Origin of the sequence: Flavobacterium sp. BFFFF1 (assembly GCF_002256285.1) — a bacterium.
In the GTDB taxonomy this organism is placed as follows: Bacteria; Bacteroidota; Bacteroidia; order Flavobacteriales; family Flavobacteriaceae; genus Flavobacterium.
Genome location: NZ_NKJE01000017.1, coordinates 40,706 through 58,279 on the forward strand (window position 1 = coordinate 40,706; position 17,574 = coordinate 58,279).

Sequence of the window (17,574 nt, forward strand, 5' to 3'; positions counted from 1 at the left end):
ATGAAAAATATCTACGCTTTAGCCATTTTATGCTGTTCTTTTATGGGGTATGCCCAAATTCCGGCAGGCTACTATAATTCGGCAACAGGAACAGGCCTTACCCTCAAAACCCAGCTCTACAATATCATAAAGGATCATAATGACCAAGGCTATAATGCGATAGATAATTTTTTCACCACACATGATATTGACATTTATTATGAAGATGACAATACCATCTTAGACCCTTATTCTGAAAGGCCTGATGCCGCTGACGCATACAATTACCAGCCAGATCAGCCAAGTGATATTTGTGGAAATTACAACAGTGAAGGCGATTGCTACAATCCTGAACATGTGATACCACAATCGATTTTCAGTCAGGCTGCACCGATGAGAGGCGACGCACATCACCTGCTTCCAACAGATGGAAGGGTAAACAATTTCAGGTCCAATTATCCTTTTGGCGTGGCAGGAACTTTGGTATCTCAAAGCGGCATTTCAAATCCTACAACAAATGGTTCTAAACTTGGAAACAATCTAAACAGTGGTTATTCCGCAGGATACACCGGTATCGTATTCGAGCCTATTGATGAATTTAAGGGGGACATCGCGCGCATCTATTTCTATTTTGTGACCAATTATCAAAATGTAATTGCTGGCTGGAACAGCTACCCTATGTTCACCGCTAACAATTCCGGTACTGTACTTGCCCAGCCGTTCCTTAATATATTGCTGACCTGGAATATGATGGATCCTGTGAGCCAAAAGGAAATCGACAGAAACAACGACGTGTATGCATATCAGGGGAACAGAAACCCGTTTGTAGACAATAATAATTATGTAACCATGATCTGGGGTGCGCCACTGGGTGTAGAAATGAATGATTTTGCAAATGTATCGATTTACCCAAACCCGTCGGAAAATCATCAGGTCAACATCAAATCAGATTTGGTTTTAGATGGAATCCAACTCACGAATCTCAATGGGCAAATCATTCTGAACATTAATAAACCTGTGTTACGCGATAATGTTTACACGTTGGAAAATCTATCACAGGGGTTTTATCTTCTAAAATTAACTTCGGATGCAAGGTCAATAATAAAAAAAGTCGTGGTTAACTAATTGATATCAATATAAAGTAGAAACCGGAGCCTAATCGCTTCGGTTTTTTTTATTATTACAATCGGGAGTTAAATATTTCAAATATCCAAATAAAGCATATACATTTGCCGTCCGAAATTTATTCAAATGAAAAAAATATTATCTTTTATCGCATTGTCTTTTACCGTGTTAACCGTTGCCCAGGCCGGCAATCCTGCAACCTACTACAATGGTTTCAACTGGACGCTTACCGGTACCGCAATGAAAAACGCGCTGGCAACGAAAATCATCAACACCCATACCCAGCAGCTATCCTATACGCCGGGAATATGGAATGCCTTAAAAATAACGGATAAGGATCCGGACAATTCATCGAATGTACTTTTGATTTATGGCTGGGAAGATGGAACAGATGGAGACGTTACCAACGACCGATCCAGAGACAAAAACAGTAACGGCGGCGCCGTTGGCGAATGGAACCGTGAACATACTTATGCCCAGTCAATCGGTACTCCTGATTTAGGAACTTCTGGTGCCGGCGCAGATGCACATCACCTGCGCGCAGCCGATGTACAACTTAATGGCAGCCGTGCCAGTAAAAAGTTTGCTGATGGCAATGGAAATTCGGGTGCGGTAACCGGGGGATGGTATCCTGGTGACAATTGGAAAGGTGATATCGCACGAATGATGATGTACATGTACCTTCACTACGACAACCAATGCCTGCCAAAAAATGTAGGCGTAGGCACAATATTGGCCACTGACCCCAACATGATCCAACTTTTCCTGGAGTGGAATGCAGAAGACCCCGTTTCGGCGGTGGAAGACCAGAGAAATACTTATCTGGGCAATGCCAACAATTCCTATGGACAGGGAAACCGCAATCCGTTTATTGACAATCCTTACCTGGCAACAGTAATATGGGGCGGCCCTGCTGCTGAGAACCGCTGGCCCGCGATTTTCCTTGGAATGGAAAGCCACACTTTAGATCAGGTATATGTTTACCCAAATCCTTCCAATGATCACAAAATAAATATTCAGAGCGATGTGATCCTGGACGAAATTGAATTGATCAATTTGAATGGACAGTTGGTGCAAAGGATTACAAAGCCCGTGATGGATCACAACAATTACAGTGTGGACAATCTTCCTTCCGGTTTTTATCTGTTAAAACTGACGTCAGACAGCCAGACGACCACTAAAAAAGTGATTGTAAATTAATACTGAACATAAAACAAAAAAGTCCCGATAATTCGGGACTTTTTGTTTGTAGACGTTTCGTTTTTAATCGTTCATCGAAATTAAAAACTCCTCATTATTACGGGTTTTCTTGAAACGGTCATTGATAAAATCCATCGCTTCCACAGGGTTCATGTCGGCTAAATATTTCCTCATGATCCACATGCGCTGCAACGTCTTTTCATCCAGGAGCAAATCGTCACGTCGTGTACTCGAAGAGGTAAGATCGATTGCAGGGAAAATACGCTTGTTGGCAATCTTACGATCCAACTGCAGTTCCATGTTACCGGTACCTTTAAACTCTTCAAAAATCACTTCATCCATCTTAGAACCGGTTTCTGTCAACGCAGTAGCAATGATACTCAATGATCCGCCATTTTCTACATTACGGGCCGCACCAAAAAATCTTTTTGGTTTTTGAAGTGCATTGGCATCAACACCACCACTCAACACTTTTCCTGAAGCGGGCTGGACGGTATTGTAAGCCCTGGCGAGACGCGTAATCGAGTCCAGTAAAATAACGACATCATGTCCACATTCTACAAGCCTCTTGGCTTTCTCCAAAACGATATTGGCTATTTTCACGTGTTCCTGTGGCTCGCGGTCAAACGTAGAAGCAATGACTTCACCACGGACGTTCCGCTGCATATCGGTAACCTCTTCAGGACGCTCATCAATCAGCAGTACCAACAAGTACACTTCCGGATGATTGGCAGCAATCGCATTCGCAATATCCTTTAACAACATCGTCTTACCGGTCTTCGGCTGGGCGACAATCATACCACGCTGCCCTTTTCCGATTGGCGAAAACAAATCGATAATCCTGGTAGAAATCGAACTGCCTTTTTCAGCCATCCTGAATTTCTCCTGTGGAAAAACTGGGGTTAAATGTTCAAAAGAAACCCTGTCTCGCACGACTTGCGGGTCATGTCCATTGATTTTGAGTACGCGTACCAAAGGAAAAAACTTCTCCCCTTCTTTCGGCGGGCGCACCACACCTTTCACGGTATCGCCGGTCTTTAAACCAAACAACCTGATTTGTGAGGTCGAAAGATAAATATCATCCGGCGACGCCAGGTAATTGTAATCTGAGGAACGCAGGAATCCGTAGCCGTCAGGCATCATCTCGAGGACGCCTTCGCTTTCTATAATACCGTCAAATTCATAATCAGAATCGCGGAAATTGTTTTTCTTATTTTTAAAATTGGGATTGGCTTCCGCCCTGTTCACTTTCGCTTCTGGTGGCGTACCATTGTCATTTTGGGCTGCATTATTGCCATTGTTCCCATTATTCCTGTTGTTTACATTACCGTTGCCGGCAGCAGTGCCGTTGTTGTTGTTTTGGTTGTGCTGCTTTTGCGCAGGATTTTGGCTTTTCCCGATGATCTTAGGCTGATTTGATGTTACCAACTCTGCCTCAGGCTCTGAAACCAAAGTTGTTTCTTCAGCGTATACTGGCGGTTGTTCCAGGACGGGCAGTTCTGTCCTGTTATTTTTACGGTTTTTATCGAATTTGGCTTTATTGAATTTCACCCTGCCTTCTTTTGGCATTTGTGGCGTTTCAACAGCTGCTGAATCGGCTTCCCCGTTAACGTCAAACAATGTTGCTGTTTCCTGAGGCTTTACTTCAACAGGCGAAGCAACACTTTCAACAGCATCGTTATTTTTTGTAATGCGTATTCTTTTGGACTTTGCATCGTCAGCGGCGGGCTGGCTTTTAGATTCCTTACTATCACCGTTGGCAGCCTGGTGTTCGAGGATGCGATCAATGAGGACTTCTTTTTTTACGCCTGCAGTTTTGATGCTTTTAGACAATTTGGCAATATCCTGAAGCTCAGAAAGCTTCATTTCTTTTAATGCAGAAATATCAAACATGAATGTTATTTGAATTAATTAAATTGGAGCAAATCAGAATGAAATGGTGGTGATTTTTTTTTCTAATGAATAGACCGAAGGATGAAGTACTTACGGTTTTGTACTGCAATATTACGAATAATATTTTACGATGCAATAGTAATTATTAAAAAGAAAATATATTTTTGTGGCATAAATAGTAACCAAATGCTTCAGAGAATCCAAACCGTATACATGGGCGTCGCGCTAATTATGACCGCAGTGCTTCCATTTATTTTCCCGCTGTGGACGGTCGAAGGCACACCGTTCTATTTTATGGCTGATCAGATATACACGGCGCTTTTTGGCTTATCAACCGCGCTTTCCGTCATCAGCATCATTTCTTATGCAAAGAGACAAAATCAGTTTGTAATGAACAGGCTGAATATCATATTGAACTTTATTTTATTAGGATTATTTGTTTACCGTGTGCTAAATGTATCCGGAGACGCCACCAAGGCGCCTGAGAAGGGTATTGGGATGTTCCTGCCGATTGTTGCTATCGTTTTTTTGGTTCTTGCCAATAAAGCCATCAAGAAGGATGAAGATCTCGTAAAATCTGCAGACCGTTTGAGATAAACCTATAAACTTAGTTTATTAGTGCGAAGGAAAGCCTGGATTAACGTCCGGGCTTTTTTTTGTGGTCCGCAATTGTTTGCCGATGGTTACTTCCTGCCCAGTTCGATAATCTCCAGGTCGCGAATCTTATCGCCGTCAATCACAAAACGCAGCATCGTCCTGACCTGGTGAAAGCCACTGACTCCGCAGGCACCCGGATTCATATGAAGCAGATTGAGCTTCTTGTCAAACATCACCTTAAGGATGTGCGAATGCCCACAAATAAAAAGTTGTGGCGGCTTCATCTCGATGTCACGTCGTATAGCCTGATTGTATTTTCCGGGATAACCGCCGATGTGCGTGATCCACACGTCCACCCCTTCACAGAAAAACCGATTGTGTAACGGAAATTCCATCCGCGCCTTGTCGTTGTCTATATTGCCATAAACGCCCCGCACCGGCTTGATTCGCTGCAATGCGTCGGTAACGGCAAGATCGCCAATGTCGCCCGCATGCCAGATTTCGTCAGCCTGTCCGGCATATTTCAGGATGTTGTCATCCATATGGCTGTGTGTATCGGAAAGCAGCAGGATTTTTTTCATATTAACTTCAAAATACCGTATAAACCGGAAAAGCAAAGGTAAGAAGTTATACAGATTGATGCGCTGGCAGATCAAAAAACGTTTCGACCTCAGGATGACTGCCGCTTTGCACCCTACGCTAAAAGGATGCCAATCTAAAAATACCAACCAGATTGAATGGGACGGGATTTCCTGACAGAATTAACAAAGTTTTTTATAGATTTGGTTTCTGCAATTAAAATTCAAAATTATGGATAATCCTGAAAACGATGACATTACCCGCGACGAAATCAAGAAAGAGTTTCAGCTTGAACGCATGATCCTGTTTAGTGACGCCGTATTCGCGATTGTCATAACGCTGATGGCGATTGAAATAAAAATTCCTGAAAACGAACCCTTAACTGATGCGCACCTGCCAAAAGCACTGGTCCACCTGATGCCTACGGTACTGGCATACATCGTCAGTTTTGGATTTATAGGCGCGATATGGTACCAGCATTTAAAGATGTTCAGTTTGTTAAAGGACTATGACCGCGGCCTCGTGGTCCGGAACATGTTATTGCTGTTTTTTGTGGGTTTATTTCCTTTCAGCGCTACATTGATCAGCAGGGGAAAAGGCCAGATGATCCCCTTCTTTATTTATCTCGGTATGATCTTATGCTGTGTCATCACCCAATACGTGCTTTATCATTATATCGTCAAAGGCAGGCCATCGCTCCGGATTAACACCGATCTCAGCGAACATGAAAAAGAACTTGATAAGCGGAAAATCGCCGTCATCGGGTTCTCTCTTTCCGCGTTACTGATTACCACCAGCTATTTTATGATTCCTGACCCGGGAATGAAACCTTTTGCGATGCTATGGATGTGCGTATATGCGGTGGTCTTTAGGGTGATTGTTAAAAGGAGATTTCAAAAATCAGGAAAGCTTCCACGCTAAACGGCTCGATTTGCATCGTCAGGCCCTTTTCAGCCTGCCAGATCAAACTACCTACTTAAAATTAATGCAATTCACCGCCTTGCCTGAAAAACTTTGTAACTTTGCATCGCGGTAAAGCAGCCTGATGAACTGTAAACGCTGCCGATTACTGCAAATAAAAATGCGCTACTTTATCCAATTTTCATACAACGGAACCCATTATCATGGCTGGCAATCCCAGCCGAACGCAGTGTCTGTACAGGAAACACTTGAAAAAGCCATGTCTACCGTGCTGGGAATGAACATCGCTTTGACCGCTGCGGGACGAACCGATACCGGAGTCCATGCCAAAAAAATGTTTGCCCATTTTGACGCCAGCCTTACTGCTGAAATTCCCGGATTGGTTTATAAGCTCAATTCGTTTCTTCCAAAGGACATTGCAATCATTGACATCATCGCAGTACATGATACCGCACACGCGCGTTTTGACGCCAGCAGTCGGACTTACGAATACTACATCTCCCGAGAAAAGAATCCGTTTGGTTCTGATTTAAGCTGGCAGTACAGCCTACCGCTTGATGTGGACGCCATGAATGAAGCCGCCGCGCGTTTGCTGAAACACACGGACTTCCAGTGTTTTTCAAAAGTCAATACCGATGTGAGTACGTTTAATTGTAAAATTACCGAAGCTTATTGGCAGGAAAAAGGAAACCGTCTCGTCTTTACGATTTCCGCTGAACGGTTTCTCCGAAACATGGTACGCGCCATCGTGGGTACGCTGATCAATATCGGTCAGGGCAAAATAAGTGCGGACAGCATGGAAGCCATTATTGAAAGCCGTGACCGGAAACAAGCAGGATTTTCTGTACCCGCACACGGACTTTTTCTCACTGAAATCAAATATAAATACATTTAAGGACTAAGTGCCAATATTCGGAAAATACTCCACCTAACCCAGAACAGCAACAAAATGAGCGCAAAAGCCTTCGACACCGACGTTTTTAAACGGATTATGGTTTACACAAAACCGTACCAGCGCCGATTCAATGCAGTAATTTTCTGGGCGGTTTCGTTGTCCGTTTTCTCTGCATTAAGGCCATATCTGCTTAAACAGACCATCGACGGGTACATTGGCAAATACGACCCCCACGGATTATTAATGTATGTGGTATTTATGGGAATCGCACTCCTGCTTGAGGTTTTGTCGCAGTTCTACTTTGTGTATTGGGCGAATTGGCTGGGCCAGGATATCGTAAGGGATCTGAGAAACAAGCTATTTGGCCATATGTTTAATTTCCGGATGAAGTACTTTGATACTGCACCTGTCGGGCAGTTGGTTACCCGCACCGTCTCTGACATCGAAGCCATTGCCCGGATTTTCAGCCAGGGATTGTTCATGATCATGAGCGACGTTTTAAAAATGATCGCGGTTTTAATTTTTATGTTCTATATGAACTGGAACCTGAGCTGGATCGTTTTGGTGGCCATGCCCATATTGGTTTATGTGACGCGTATTTTTCAGAAGAAAATGCAGGTCGCCTTTGAGCAGGTTCGTACAGAGATTACAAACCTGAATACTTTTGTCCAGGAACGCGTCACGGGAATGAAAATCGTACAGTTATTCCACCGCGAGGACATCGAGTATGAAAAATTCAGCAAAATAAACGACCGCCATAAGAAGGCATGGATCAGGACCGTCTGGTATAATTCAATTTTCTTCCCGATTGCCGACATGATCTCAGCACTCACCCTGGGATGCGTCGTCTGGTACGGCAGCAACCTGATCCTGGGCGGCGACCAGCAAACCACTTTTGGTGATCTTTTTACGTATACGATGTCGATTTCAATGCTGTTCAATCCATTGCGGCAGATTGCGGATAAGTTTAACGAAATGCAAATGGGAATGATTGCCGCAAACCGGGTATTTGATATTTTGGACAGCGACGAACAGGTACAGGACAACGGTACGAAGGATGCACCCGATTTCAAGGGCAGCATCGAATTCAGGGATGTCCATTTCGGTTACATCGAAACCGAAGAAGTCATTAAAGGCATCAATTTAAAGGTAGATCCAGGCCAGACGATAGCAATTGTTGGGGCAACCGGCGCAGGAAAATCGACCATAATCAATCTACTGAACCGTTTCTACGAAATCAATAGTGGCGCCATCTGCGTAGACGGCACCAATATCAACGAATACAACCTTGAATCGCTCCGCAGGCAAATTGGCGTGGTCCTGCAGGACGTATTTTTATTTGCAGATACCATTTTAAATAACATTACACTTCATAACTCCAGCATATCCCGCGACGATGTCATCAGGGCCGCCAAAAGAATCGGGATACATGAATTCATCATGAGCCTTCCGGAAGGTTACGATTACAACGTAAAAGAACGCGGGGTGATGTTGTCCTCAGGGCAAAGACAGTTGATTGCATTTTTGCGTGCCTACGTCAGCAATCCGGCGATACTGATATTGGATGAGGCCACTTCGTCAATCGACACCTATTCTGAAGAACTGATTCAACGCGCGACCGAAACCATTACGGAAAACCGGACATCCATTGTAATTGCGCACCGACTGGCAACGATTGTGAAAGCCGATAAGATCGTGGTCATGGACAAAGGGCTGATTGTCGAACAGGGAACACACCAGCAATTACTGAATATTGAAGGCGGCCATTACAGGAACCTTTATGACTCACAATTTTTAGTAGAAGAAAAACATTGATATGACTGTATTCACCACTGCCATCTCGGCGCAAAGGATCGCCTTTAAACACAATAAATGGCTTCAAGTTCTCCTTGTTGTTTTTACAATATGCTGGATCAACTCTTATATAGGAAATACCGATACGTCGAACTGGCTTTTGGAAAACACGCTCGTTTTTATATTTTTGGGTTTCCTTATTTTGACGTATAAAAAGTTTAAGTTTAGCGACCTGAGCTATTTGCTGATTTGTATCTATCTATGCCTGCATGTATATGGTTCCAAATATACTTATGCCGAAAATCCTTTTGGCTATTGGCTTAAGGATGCGCTGGAACTAAAGCGGAACCATTACGACCGCATCGTGCATTTCAGTTTCGGCTTCCTCCTCGCCTACCCGATGCGCGAGATTTTCCTGAAATGGCTGAAATTCCCAGCCTGGGTGGCGTGGACATTACCAATCGAAATTACATTATCCATCAGCGCCTTTTACGAATTGATCGAATGGGCAGTGGCGGATGTGTTTTTCAAGGCACAGGGTGACGCCTATTTAGGAACACAAGGCGATATCTGGGACGCGCAGAAGGATATTTTTCTGGCATTTTTGGGAGCGATTGTGGCTACTACAATAGTTTCGATGGTGAAGAAAATCGGTAATGTGCGTGCGCGGGAATAAATCGATAACAATAACATACGAAATAAAATAATTGCTTAATTTCGCACGGGAAATCTTTAGAAAATCATTTAACTCAAACCAATGAAATACGATATTATAGTTTTAGGAAGCGGTCCGGGCGGATATGTTACTGCCATCAGGGCTTCACAGCTTGGATTTAAAGTTGCTGTAATCGAAAAGGAAAGCCTTGGCGGAATCTGCCTGAACTGGGGCTGTATCCCAACCAAAGCATTGCTGAAATCGGCACAGGTTTTTGACTACCTAAAACATGCATCCGACTACGGATTGACAATCAAGGAATTCGATAAAGACTTCAATGCGGTTATCTCCCGTTCACGTGGCGTGGCCGATGGCATGAGCAAAGGCGTGCAGTTCCTGATGAAAAAAAATAAGATTGATGTGATTGACGGCTCGGGGAAAATCAAGCCAGGCAAAAAGGTAGCTGTTGAAAAAGACGGAACCACTACCGATTACGAAGCGGATCACATCATCATTGCGACTGGTGCACGCTCACGCGAGTTGCCAAACCTTCCGCAGGATGGTAAAAAGGTAATTGGTTACCGTCAGGCGATGACTTTGCCGGAACAACCAAAATCAATGATTGTTGTGGGTTCTGGCGCTATTGGTGTTGAATTTGCTCATTTCTACAATGCTATGGGAACCGATGTTACAATTGTCGAATTCCTTCCGAATATCGTACCATTAGAAGATGAGGATGTATCCAAGCAAATGGAACGTTCGATGAAAAAAGCCGGCGTGAAAATCATGACAAGTTCTTCGGTTGAAAAAGTGGATACCACTGGAAACGGGGTAAAAGCCACTGTAAAGACAGCCAAAGGCGAAGAAATCCTTGAAGCAGATATTTTACTTTCCGCTGTCGGAATTAAATCAAATATAGAAAACATCGGTCTGGAAGAAGTCGGTATCGCTACCGACCGTGACAAAATCCTTGTCAATGATTTTTACCAGACGAACATTCCCGGATATTATGCCATCGGTGATATTGTTCCAGGCCCTGCGCTCGCCCACGTGGCTTCCGCAGAAGGAATTACTTGCGTCGAGAAAATCGCTGGATTGCACGTCGATAAAATTGATTATGGGAACATTCCCGGATGTACTTATGCTACGCCCGAAATCGCTTCCGTCGGCATGACAGAAAAACAAGCAAAAGAAAAAGGATACGAATTGAAAATCGGGAAATTTCCGTTTTCCGCTTCCGGAAAAGCGAAAGCCTCAGGAGCAGCCGACGGATTCGTAAAAGTGATTTTCGATGCCAAATACGGCGAATGGCTGGGTTGCCACATGATTGGTGCCGGCGTTACTGATATGATTGCAGAAGCCGTTGTTGCCAGGAAACTTGAAACCACCGGACACGAAATCATCAAATCAATCCACCCGCACCCGACGATGAGTGAGGCGATTATGGAAGCCGCTGCTGCGGCCTATGATGAAGTGATTCACTTGTAGTAAGGCCTGATAATATATAGTATTTTAAACCGTCCAAAAGGGCGGTTTTTTTTTTGCTTTAGCAATTTGACTTACAGAATATCGCTTTTGCTAAAACTGAGGACTTTCAACGAAAAGACTTCATTTCCTGAGGTGTTTTGATTTAAAATCAACATAAACTGATGATACTGCGTTAATCCCTGAAAATCCACAAATAATTTCTTAAATCCTTAGTAATTTTACATCTTCAAAAACAAAACAAAATGACAACAATGCTTAGTTCTTATTGGTGGGTGCTCCTGATCCTGCTGTGTGTTCTCATGTACAAATTTGTACTCCGTGTGTTCTTCGGGATGGTCATCGTACCTGAAGATAAAATTGGTCTGGTGACCAAGAAATTCGTGCTTTTTGGTCCGGAAAAATCTTTGCCTGATGGTCGTATTATTGCTACCAAAGGAGAGTCTGGTTACCAGGGAAAAACATTGGCTCCCGGATTGTATTGGGGCATGTGGATCTGGCAGTACAGTGTGGATATGACCGCCTTCACAATCATACCGGAAGGAAAAATCGGATTGGTATTAAGCAAGGACGGTGCCGAGATACCGACGGGCCGCATCCTCGCAAGAAAAGTAGATTGCGACAATTTCCAGGACGCCGCGGCATTCCTGAACAACGGCGGACAAAAAGGACGCCAGACGGCTTTCATCACGACAGGATCATACAGGATCAATACATTCCTTTTCGAGATCATCATTTCTGACCAGATCAAGATTTTTGAAAACATGATTGGTATCGTGACCGCTTTGGATGGAGATCCTATTCCGCAAGGACAGATTGCCGGTAAATATGTAGACGGGCACAACAACTTCCAGGATTTTGACAAGTTTCTGGAATTGGGAGGAAACCGTGGATTGCAGCCGCAAATTATGCTCGCAGGTTCCTATTACATCAACCCATGGGCGATCCTTATTGAACAAAATCCGATGACTGATGTGCCGATAGGATATGTTGGCGTAGTGATCTCCTATATAGGTGAGGATGGACAGGATGTAACCGGCGATTCTTTTAAACACGGAAATATAGTTTCCAAAGGACAACGTGGTGTGTGGATGGAACCACTGGGACCCGGAAAATATGCGCTAAACAAATACACGACAAAACTCGAACCTGTTCCGACAACGAATCTCGTATTAAACTGGGCGAATGCACGAAGCGAATCGCACAACCTCGACAAAAACCTGTCTACGATTACGGTGCGTTCTAAAGATGGTTTCCCATTCAATCTTGACGTGGCGCAGATTATACACGTTCCCGCAAATGAGGCTCCAAAAGTAATCGCTCGTTTCGGGAGCATGAACAACCTGGTTTCGCAGGTACTGGAGCCTACCATCGGGAATTATTTCAGGAACTCGGCGCAGGATAGTGATGTGATTTCCTTCCTTTCCACAAGGAAAGAACGTCAGGAATCCGCTAAAAATCACATTAAACTGGTTTTGGACGAATACAATGTGAATGCCGTAGATACTTTAATTGGTGACATCGTTCCGCCGGACTCGTTGATGAAAACATTGACCGACAGGAAATTGGCGGAAGAAGAGCAAAAAACCTATCAAACCCAAAGAATGGCGCAGGAACAACGCCAGGGAATGGAAAAAGAAACCGCAATCGCCGATATGCAGAAAGAAATCGTACGCGCTTCCCAAAATGTAGAAATTGCACAACGCACTGCCGATGCAACCGTGAAAAAAGCAGAAGGAGATGCAGCCAGTTTAAAACTAAATGTAAATGCCGAAGCCGAAGCCACCAAAATGCGTGCAAACGCCGAAGCCGAAGCCACCAAAGCCAGGGCCGGCGCTCAGGCTGAAGCCACCAAAATGACGGCAAGTGCTGAAGCGGAACGGATTTCCAAAACGGGTCTTGCGGAAGCTGAAAAAATCATGGCGGTTGGTAAATCCACTGCAGAAGCGTATCAATTGCAGGTTTCAGCGATGGGCGGCGATAATTTCACGAAATACAAAATTACTGAGGAAATCGGTAAGGGTAAAATCAAGGTGATTCCTGATGTGTTGATTACGGGCAATAACGGTACTGATGGTTCAATCAGTGGATTATTGGGTATGAAATTGATGGAGATGATGGATACGAAAGATGGCTCCGGAAAAATGGAAATCAAGCCAGAGTCTAAAAAAGATAAATAATCTTATATCGTATATTAATGAAGCCGCTCCGGAAATGGAGCGGCTTTTTTTAATGAAAAAAAATGGTGAAAATTCGTTACTTTTAACAATAATAAACTACTAGCCTATGAAACTTGGTTACTTTTTTTGTTTCTTATCGATATCCTGGAATATGTTTTCGCAACAGCCCGACATCAGTTTTGGAAATCAGGGTATCATTACGTCGGCCAGCGGAGCCGAAATACTGTTTTCTGAAATACTCGCCGATGGAAAAATCGTCTCGGTTGGTTATCAAAACATAGTTCAACCTACCGGATATGGATATCATTTGATTGTCACACGGCATCATCCGGATGGAAGCATCGATAATAATTTTGGAACTAACGGCATCGTCATGGACACTTACGGTTATCGATGCTTTCCTGACGCAGCCCTGCTTCAACCCGACCAGAAATTGATTGTAGCGGCTACTTACCTCCCTGTCGAAGGAGATATTGATCTTGTTGCTAAACGGGTTATATTGAGATATAATTCAGATGGAACTCCTGACCCGGGTTTCGGAAATAATGGACGGAAAAGCTTTGATTCGACATCATTGTTAGCTACAATACGCGATATTGCTTTGCAGGGTAATAAAATTCTCGTGAGAGGAAATCCTGCTTACCCAAATACTAATCTCGGGATTTTAATTCGCCTTGATAGTGATGGCAATGAAGATATATCATTTGGTGACAATGGTGTTATTTATCCATCTGATAACGCCGGTATGTTTAAAAGCCTGACTGTACTTGAAAACGGCGACATTGTCAGCGGTGGTTTCGTTGGAGAAAACGCAGCGATCAGGAAATACCATGCTGATGGTTCACTTTTTACTGATTTTGGTACAAATGGTACAAATAGTTCCTTCAACTTTGTACCGCCGGATTGGTTTCCTGTAGAATGGGCTGACAAAATAATCGCCCAGCCTGACGGAAAGCTTTTGGCAATTTACATGACTACTCAAAGAAATGGGATCTTACGCTTAAATAGCGATGGGACAGTCGACACTTCCTTTGGTACCAATGGTGCCTTCATGCTCCCTGAAAATCTGCCCTATTCATTTATTACAGATTTTGGACTAAGGCCTGACGGCAAGATTGTATTTGCTGGCACAAATGCCGACAATCCTGACTATGCTGTTTTTGTTGGGAAATTGAACCAAGACGGCACAAACGACCTTACATTTGATAACGATGGCTACCTAGATCTAAATCCAAGTGCTTACAACGATTATTTCAACAGCATCAACATCCAACAGGATGGGAAAATTATTGTAGCCGGCACTATAAATGATGTCGATTCTAACAATGTTTTCTTACTGATGAGAATCGATGACCTGCCTTTGAGCGCCACTTCCGACCTAAGTCCAAATATAAGCATCTATCCAAACCCCTTCAAGGATGACATCACAATTTACACTGCAGGAGGCAGCCTTAAAACTTTCCAACTCTTTGATATGCATGGCAAATTGGTCTTCGAAAAGCCAATCAATGGGGACGAAAATATTGTGTCACCAAATGTTTCACCAGGCATTTATTTTTACGAAATTGAAAGGGCGAACGGAAAAAAAATCAGTGGTAAAATCATGAAAAAAAATTGAACACCCTGAAAATTAAACGTCATCGTTGCGCTTCAAAATGAATACCAAGCATCTAACGCTGAGCATATCTTCCTATCTTTATTTTATAAATCCTAAGAACATGAAAAAAATCCTTTTCCCGGCGTTACTTTCCATGATGCTTTTATCAGCTTGTAACTCTGCAGATAATAAAAGTAACGGATCGTCCCAATCTGTATATGAACCCAGGAATTTCGTTGAGATCAAACACCCTGATTGGAGCAAGAATGCCACCATTTATGAAGTGAATGTCCGGCAGTTCACACCGGAAGGCACGTTTAAGGCATTTGAAGCCCACCTGCCCCGAATCAAGGCGATGGGAATCGACATCATTTGGTTGATGCCAATCCATCCCATCGGTGTTGAAAAGCGAAAAGGAACGCTTGGGAGCGAATATTCAGTGAAAGATTATTATGGTGTAAATCCAGAATTTGGTACGAAGGAGGATTTCAAAGCATTGGTGTCTAAGATACACAGCATGGGCATGCACGTCATCGTGGATTGGGTAGCCAATCACTCGTCGTGGGACAACAATCTCGTCAAAGAACATCCGGATTGGTATACCAAAACACCCGAAGGGAATTTCCAGCCCACACCGTGGTACGACTGGGATGACATTATCGACTTCGATTACAACCAACCGGCGCTACGGAAATACATGACGGAAGCACTGGTATATTGGGTGAAAGATTTCGATATTGACGGCTACCGCTGTGATACAGCAGGCTTCATCCCTACCGACTTCTGGGACAATGCCCGCGCGGAAATGGATGCTGTAAAGCCGGTTTTTATGCTTGCCGAATGGGAATCCAGGGATTTGCACAAGCATGCTTTTGACATGACCTATTCCTGGACATTTTTTGATAAAATGACTGCGGTGACCAAAGACAAAAAAAGTCTTGGAGGCGTGATTGAATACATGGCGCATGACGTAAGCACTTTCCCGCGTGACGGTTACAGGATGCTATTTACCGACAACCATGACATGAACTCGTGGAACGGCAACCAGTTTGCAAATTTTGGAGGTGGGTTGCAGGCATCAATGGTTTTGTGCACCGTAGTAAACGGGATGCCGCTTGTCTACGGCGGCCAGGAAGCCGGATTAGACCACTCGCTGAAATTTTTCGATAAAGACCTGATACAATGGAAAGACCATCCGTTTTACAATATTTATAAAACACTATTCGAACTAAAACATACCAACGAGGCGCTTTGGAATGGAAGTTACGGAGGCGAAATGATCCGGATCTTCAATGACAAGCCGGAACAAGTGATCTCATTTTCAAGATCGAAAGGAAATAATCAGGTGATTCCTGTGGTAAATTACAGCGACAAGCCCGTAACCGTCAAACTGAATTCAAAATACCAGAAAGGAAGCTACACCGACTTGTTTTCAAAAAAGACAGTCGTACTTAAAGGAGACGACGTCTTTACGATCGAACCCTGGGGTTATGTCGTATTGGTCAAATAGTAAAAACGCTTCCAAAGAGTTTCCTTACCCACTATCAAGTCTAAATCATCAGCAACGCATTGACAAATTCGTCAATTTCGGCATGGGTGTTATAATGGCTGAACGAAATTCTCAAACTTGGCTTTTGAAGTTCCTCTTCTGAAAGCATTTCGGCCAAAACATGCGACGGCTTCGTGCTCCCCGATTGGCATGCGCTGCCACGCGAGACTGCAATGCCTTTCATATCAAGATTGAATAAGATCATGGATGTTTTTTCAGGAGAAAATGGCAGCAGTATGTTCAATATATTATACAGGCTATCCACACCATTCACCTTTACATCAGGAAAATGGGCATAAAGTCTTTGAGTGGTATATTCCTTAACTGAAGTAATGTGGTTTCTTTCAGCATCCATCAGTTGGTAAGAAAGTTCCAGTGCTTTTGCCATTCCCGCAATATTATGCACTGCTTCAGTTCCCGGCCGCAGCCCTTTCTCCTGCTCTCCACCATAAAAAAGTGGATTTACCGCAAGTCCTTTTCTGATATACGCAAATCCAATTCCCTTAGGTCCGTGAAACTTGTGCGCACTTGCGACCAGAAAATCAACCGGAAATTGCTGCACATCAACTTTTATTTTACCTACCGACTGCACGGTGTCAGAGTGAAAATAGACCCCTGCAGCTTTACACATCCGCGCTACCGATTCAATGTCAGTAACAACGCCGGTTTCGTTGTTCACATGCATTAATGAAGCGAGCGTGGGTACATTTTGTGAAAGCAAATCATTCAAATGGGCAAGGTCGATGCTTCCGTTAGCATTCACTTTTACAAAATCAACTTTCACCTGAAATTCATGTTCCATTTTTTCAATGGCATGCAGCACAGCATGGTGTTCAATACGCGAAGTAATGATTCGTGTTACATGAAGATGGGCAACGGCATTTCTAATGATCCAGTTGTTCGCCTCGGTAGCACCCGAAGTGAATATAATTTCGCTGGCGTGCGCGTTTAAATGTGAGGCAATCGACTTTCTCGACAGTTCTATCGTATTTCTTGAAGTCCGGCCAAAGCTGTGGGTTGACGATGGATTCCCGAAATCTTCGGACATCACACGAACCATTTCCGTGATTACTTCTTCCCTGATTGGTGTTGTGGCGGCGTTATCTAAATATATTTTTTTCATCG

The 17,574-nt window shown here is 43.6% G+C and carries 14 protein-coding genes; 11 read left to right on the top strand and 3 right to left on the bottom strand.

The features are described from left to right. Complete coding sequence (locus CFE23_RS11305) at window positions 1–1,104, top strand: endonuclease (RefSeq protein WP_291088028.1); 1,104 nt, start codon at window positions 1–3, stop codon at window positions 1,102–1,104. A 126-nt stretch (window positions 1,105–1,230) separates the two neighbouring features. Continuing rightward, window positions 1,231–2,304: an endonuclease gene (locus CFE23_RS11310; protein ID WP_291088031.1), complete on the top strand. Its 1,074-nt coding sequence runs from the start codon at window positions 1,231–1,233 to the stop codon at window positions 2,302–2,304. A gap of 63 nt (window positions 2,305–2,367) precedes the next feature. On the opposite strand, the gene rho is transcribed toward CFE23_RS11310, so the two are convergent. Next, window positions 2,368–4,197, bottom strand: a complete 1,830-nt coding sequence (rho, locus tag CFE23_RS11315; protein WP_291088034.1) for a transcription termination factor Rho — start codon at window positions 4,195–4,197, stop codon at window positions 2,368–2,370. Window positions 4,198–4,383: 186 nt separating this feature from the next. On the opposite strand from rho, the gene CFE23_RS11320 reads away from it, so the two are divergent. Continuing rightward, complete coding sequence (locus CFE23_RS11320; protein ID WP_291088037.1) at window positions 4,384–4,794, top strand: DUF4293 domain-containing protein; 411 nt, start codon at window positions 4,384–4,386, stop codon at window positions 4,792–4,794. An 86-nt stretch (window positions 4,795–4,880) separates the two neighbouring features. Here CFE23_RS11320 and CFE23_RS11325 read toward each other — a convergent pair whose 3' ends face one another. Then, on the bottom strand, window positions 4,881–5,375 hold the full coding sequence (locus CFE23_RS11325) for a metallophosphoesterase family protein (protein ID WP_291088039.1): 495 nt from the start codon (window positions 5,373–5,375) through the stop codon (window positions 4,881–4,883). A gap of 229 nt (window positions 5,376–5,604) precedes the next feature. Between CFE23_RS11325 and CFE23_RS11330 the strand changes: the two genes are divergently transcribed. The 8 genes from CFE23_RS11330 to CFE23_RS11365 all read left to right on the top strand — a co-directional run bounded on the left by CFE23_RS11330 (window position 5,605) and on the right by CFE23_RS11365 (window position 16,410). Beyond that, window positions 5,605–6,294, top strand: coding sequence for a TMEM175 family protein (locus tag CFE23_RS11330; RefSeq protein ID WP_291088042.1), 690 nt, complete (start codon window positions 5,605–5,607; stop codon window positions 6,292–6,294). Window positions 6,295–6,454: 160 nt separating this feature from the next. Next, window positions 6,455–7,189: a tRNA pseudouridine(38-40) synthase TruA gene (truA, locus tag CFE23_RS11335; protein WP_291088045.1), complete on the top strand. Its 735-nt coding sequence runs from the start codon at window positions 6,455–6,457 to the stop codon at window positions 7,187–7,189. Between the two features lie 54 nt (window positions 7,190–7,243). Continuing rightward, window positions 7,244–9,004 (top strand): ABC transporter ATP-binding protein, encoded by a 1,761-nt coding sequence (locus CFE23_RS11340; protein WP_291088048.1) that lies wholly within the window; start codon window positions 7,244–7,246, stop codon window positions 9,002–9,004. Between the two features lies 1 nt (window position 9,005). Next, on the top strand, window positions 9,006–9,659 hold the full coding sequence (locus tag CFE23_RS11345) for a DUF2238 domain-containing protein (protein WP_291088050.1): 654 nt from the start codon (window positions 9,006–9,008) through the stop codon (window positions 9,657–9,659). Window positions 9,660–9,740: 81 nt separating this feature from the next. Beyond that, a complete protein-coding gene (lpdA, locus tag CFE23_RS11350; RefSeq protein ID WP_291088053.1) occupies window positions 9,741–11,126 on the top strand; it encodes a dihydrolipoyl dehydrogenase in 1,386 nt (461 codons plus the stop codon). Between the two features lie 242 nt (window positions 11,127–11,368). Next, window positions 11,369–13,303, top strand: a complete 1,935-nt coding sequence (locus CFE23_RS11355; protein ID WP_291088056.1) for an SPFH domain-containing protein — start codon at window positions 11,369–11,371, stop codon at window positions 13,301–13,303. A gap of 106 nt (window positions 13,304–13,409) precedes the next feature. Continuing rightward, entirely contained in the window at window positions 13,410–14,921 is a 1,512-nt protein-coding gene (locus tag CFE23_RS11360; RefSeq protein ID WP_291088058.1) for a T9SS type A sorting domain-containing protein, read from the top strand. A 100-nt stretch (window positions 14,922–15,021) separates the two neighbouring features. Continuing rightward, window positions 15,022–16,410, top strand: coding sequence for an alpha-amylase family glycosyl hydrolase (locus CFE23_RS11365; protein ID WP_291088061.1), 1,389 nt, complete (start codon window positions 15,022–15,024; stop codon window positions 16,408–16,410). A 40-nt stretch (window positions 16,411–16,450) separates the two neighbouring features. On the opposite strand, the gene CFE23_RS11370 is transcribed toward CFE23_RS11365, so the two are convergent. After that, window positions 16,451–17,572 carry a cysteine desulfurase family protein gene (locus CFE23_RS11370; protein ID WP_291088063.1) on the bottom strand — a complete coding sequence of 374 codons (1,122 nt, stop codon included), beginning with the start codon at window positions 17,570–17,572 and terminating at the stop codon, window positions 16,451–16,453. Window positions 17,573–17,574 lie beyond the last annotated feature (2 nt).

Bases quoted from the DNA above. Each gene is read 5' to 3' on its own strand.
- CFE23_RS11305 (WP_291088028.1), top strand. From the start codon at position 1: ATGAAAAATATCTACGCTTTAGCCATTTTATGCTGTTCTTTTATGGGG.
- CFE23_RS11310 (WP_291088031.1), top strand. From the start codon at position 1,231: ATGAAAAAAATATTATCTTTTATCGCATTGTCTTTTACCGTGTTAACC.
- rho (WP_291088034.1), bottom strand. From the start codon at position 4,197: ATGTTTGATATTTCTGCATTAAAAGAAATGAAGCTTTCTGAGCTTCAG.
- CFE23_RS11320 (WP_291088037.1), top strand. From the start codon at position 4,384: ATGCTTCAGAGAATCCAAACCGTATACATGGGCGTCGCGCTAATTATG.
- CFE23_RS11325 (WP_291088039.1), bottom strand. From the start codon at position 5,375: ATGAAAAAAATCCTGCTGCTTTCCGATACACACAGCCATATGGATGAC.
- CFE23_RS11330 (WP_291088042.1), top strand. From the start codon at position 5,605: ATGGATAATCCTGAAAACGATGACATTACCCGCGACGAAATCAAGAAA.
- truA (WP_291088045.1), top strand. From the start codon at position 6,455: ATGCGCTACTTTATCCAATTTTCATACAACGGAACCCATTATCATGGC.
- CFE23_RS11340 (WP_291088048.1), top strand. From the start codon at position 7,244: ATGAGCGCAAAAGCCTTCGACACCGACGTTTTTAAACGGATTATGGTT.
- CFE23_RS11345 (WP_291088050.1), top strand. From the start codon at position 9,006: ATGACTGTATTCACCACTGCCATCTCGGCGCAAAGGATCGCCTTTAAA.
- lpdA (WP_291088053.1), top strand. From the start codon at position 9,741: ATGAAATACGATATTATAGTTTTAGGAAGCGGTCCGGGCGGATATGTT.
- CFE23_RS11355 (WP_291088056.1), top strand. From the start codon at position 11,369: ATGACAACAATGCTTAGTTCTTATTGGTGGGTGCTCCTGATCCTGCTG.
- CFE23_RS11360 (WP_291088058.1), top strand. From the start codon at position 13,410: ATGAAACTTGGTTACTTTTTTTGTTTCTTATCGATATCCTGGAATATG.
- CFE23_RS11365 (WP_291088061.1), top strand. From the start codon at position 15,022: ATGAAAAAAATCCTTTTCCCGGCGTTACTTTCCATGATGCTTTTATCA.
- CFE23_RS11370 (WP_291088063.1), bottom strand. From the start codon at position 17,572: ATGAAAAAAATATATTTAGATAACGCCGCCACAACACCAATCAGGGAA.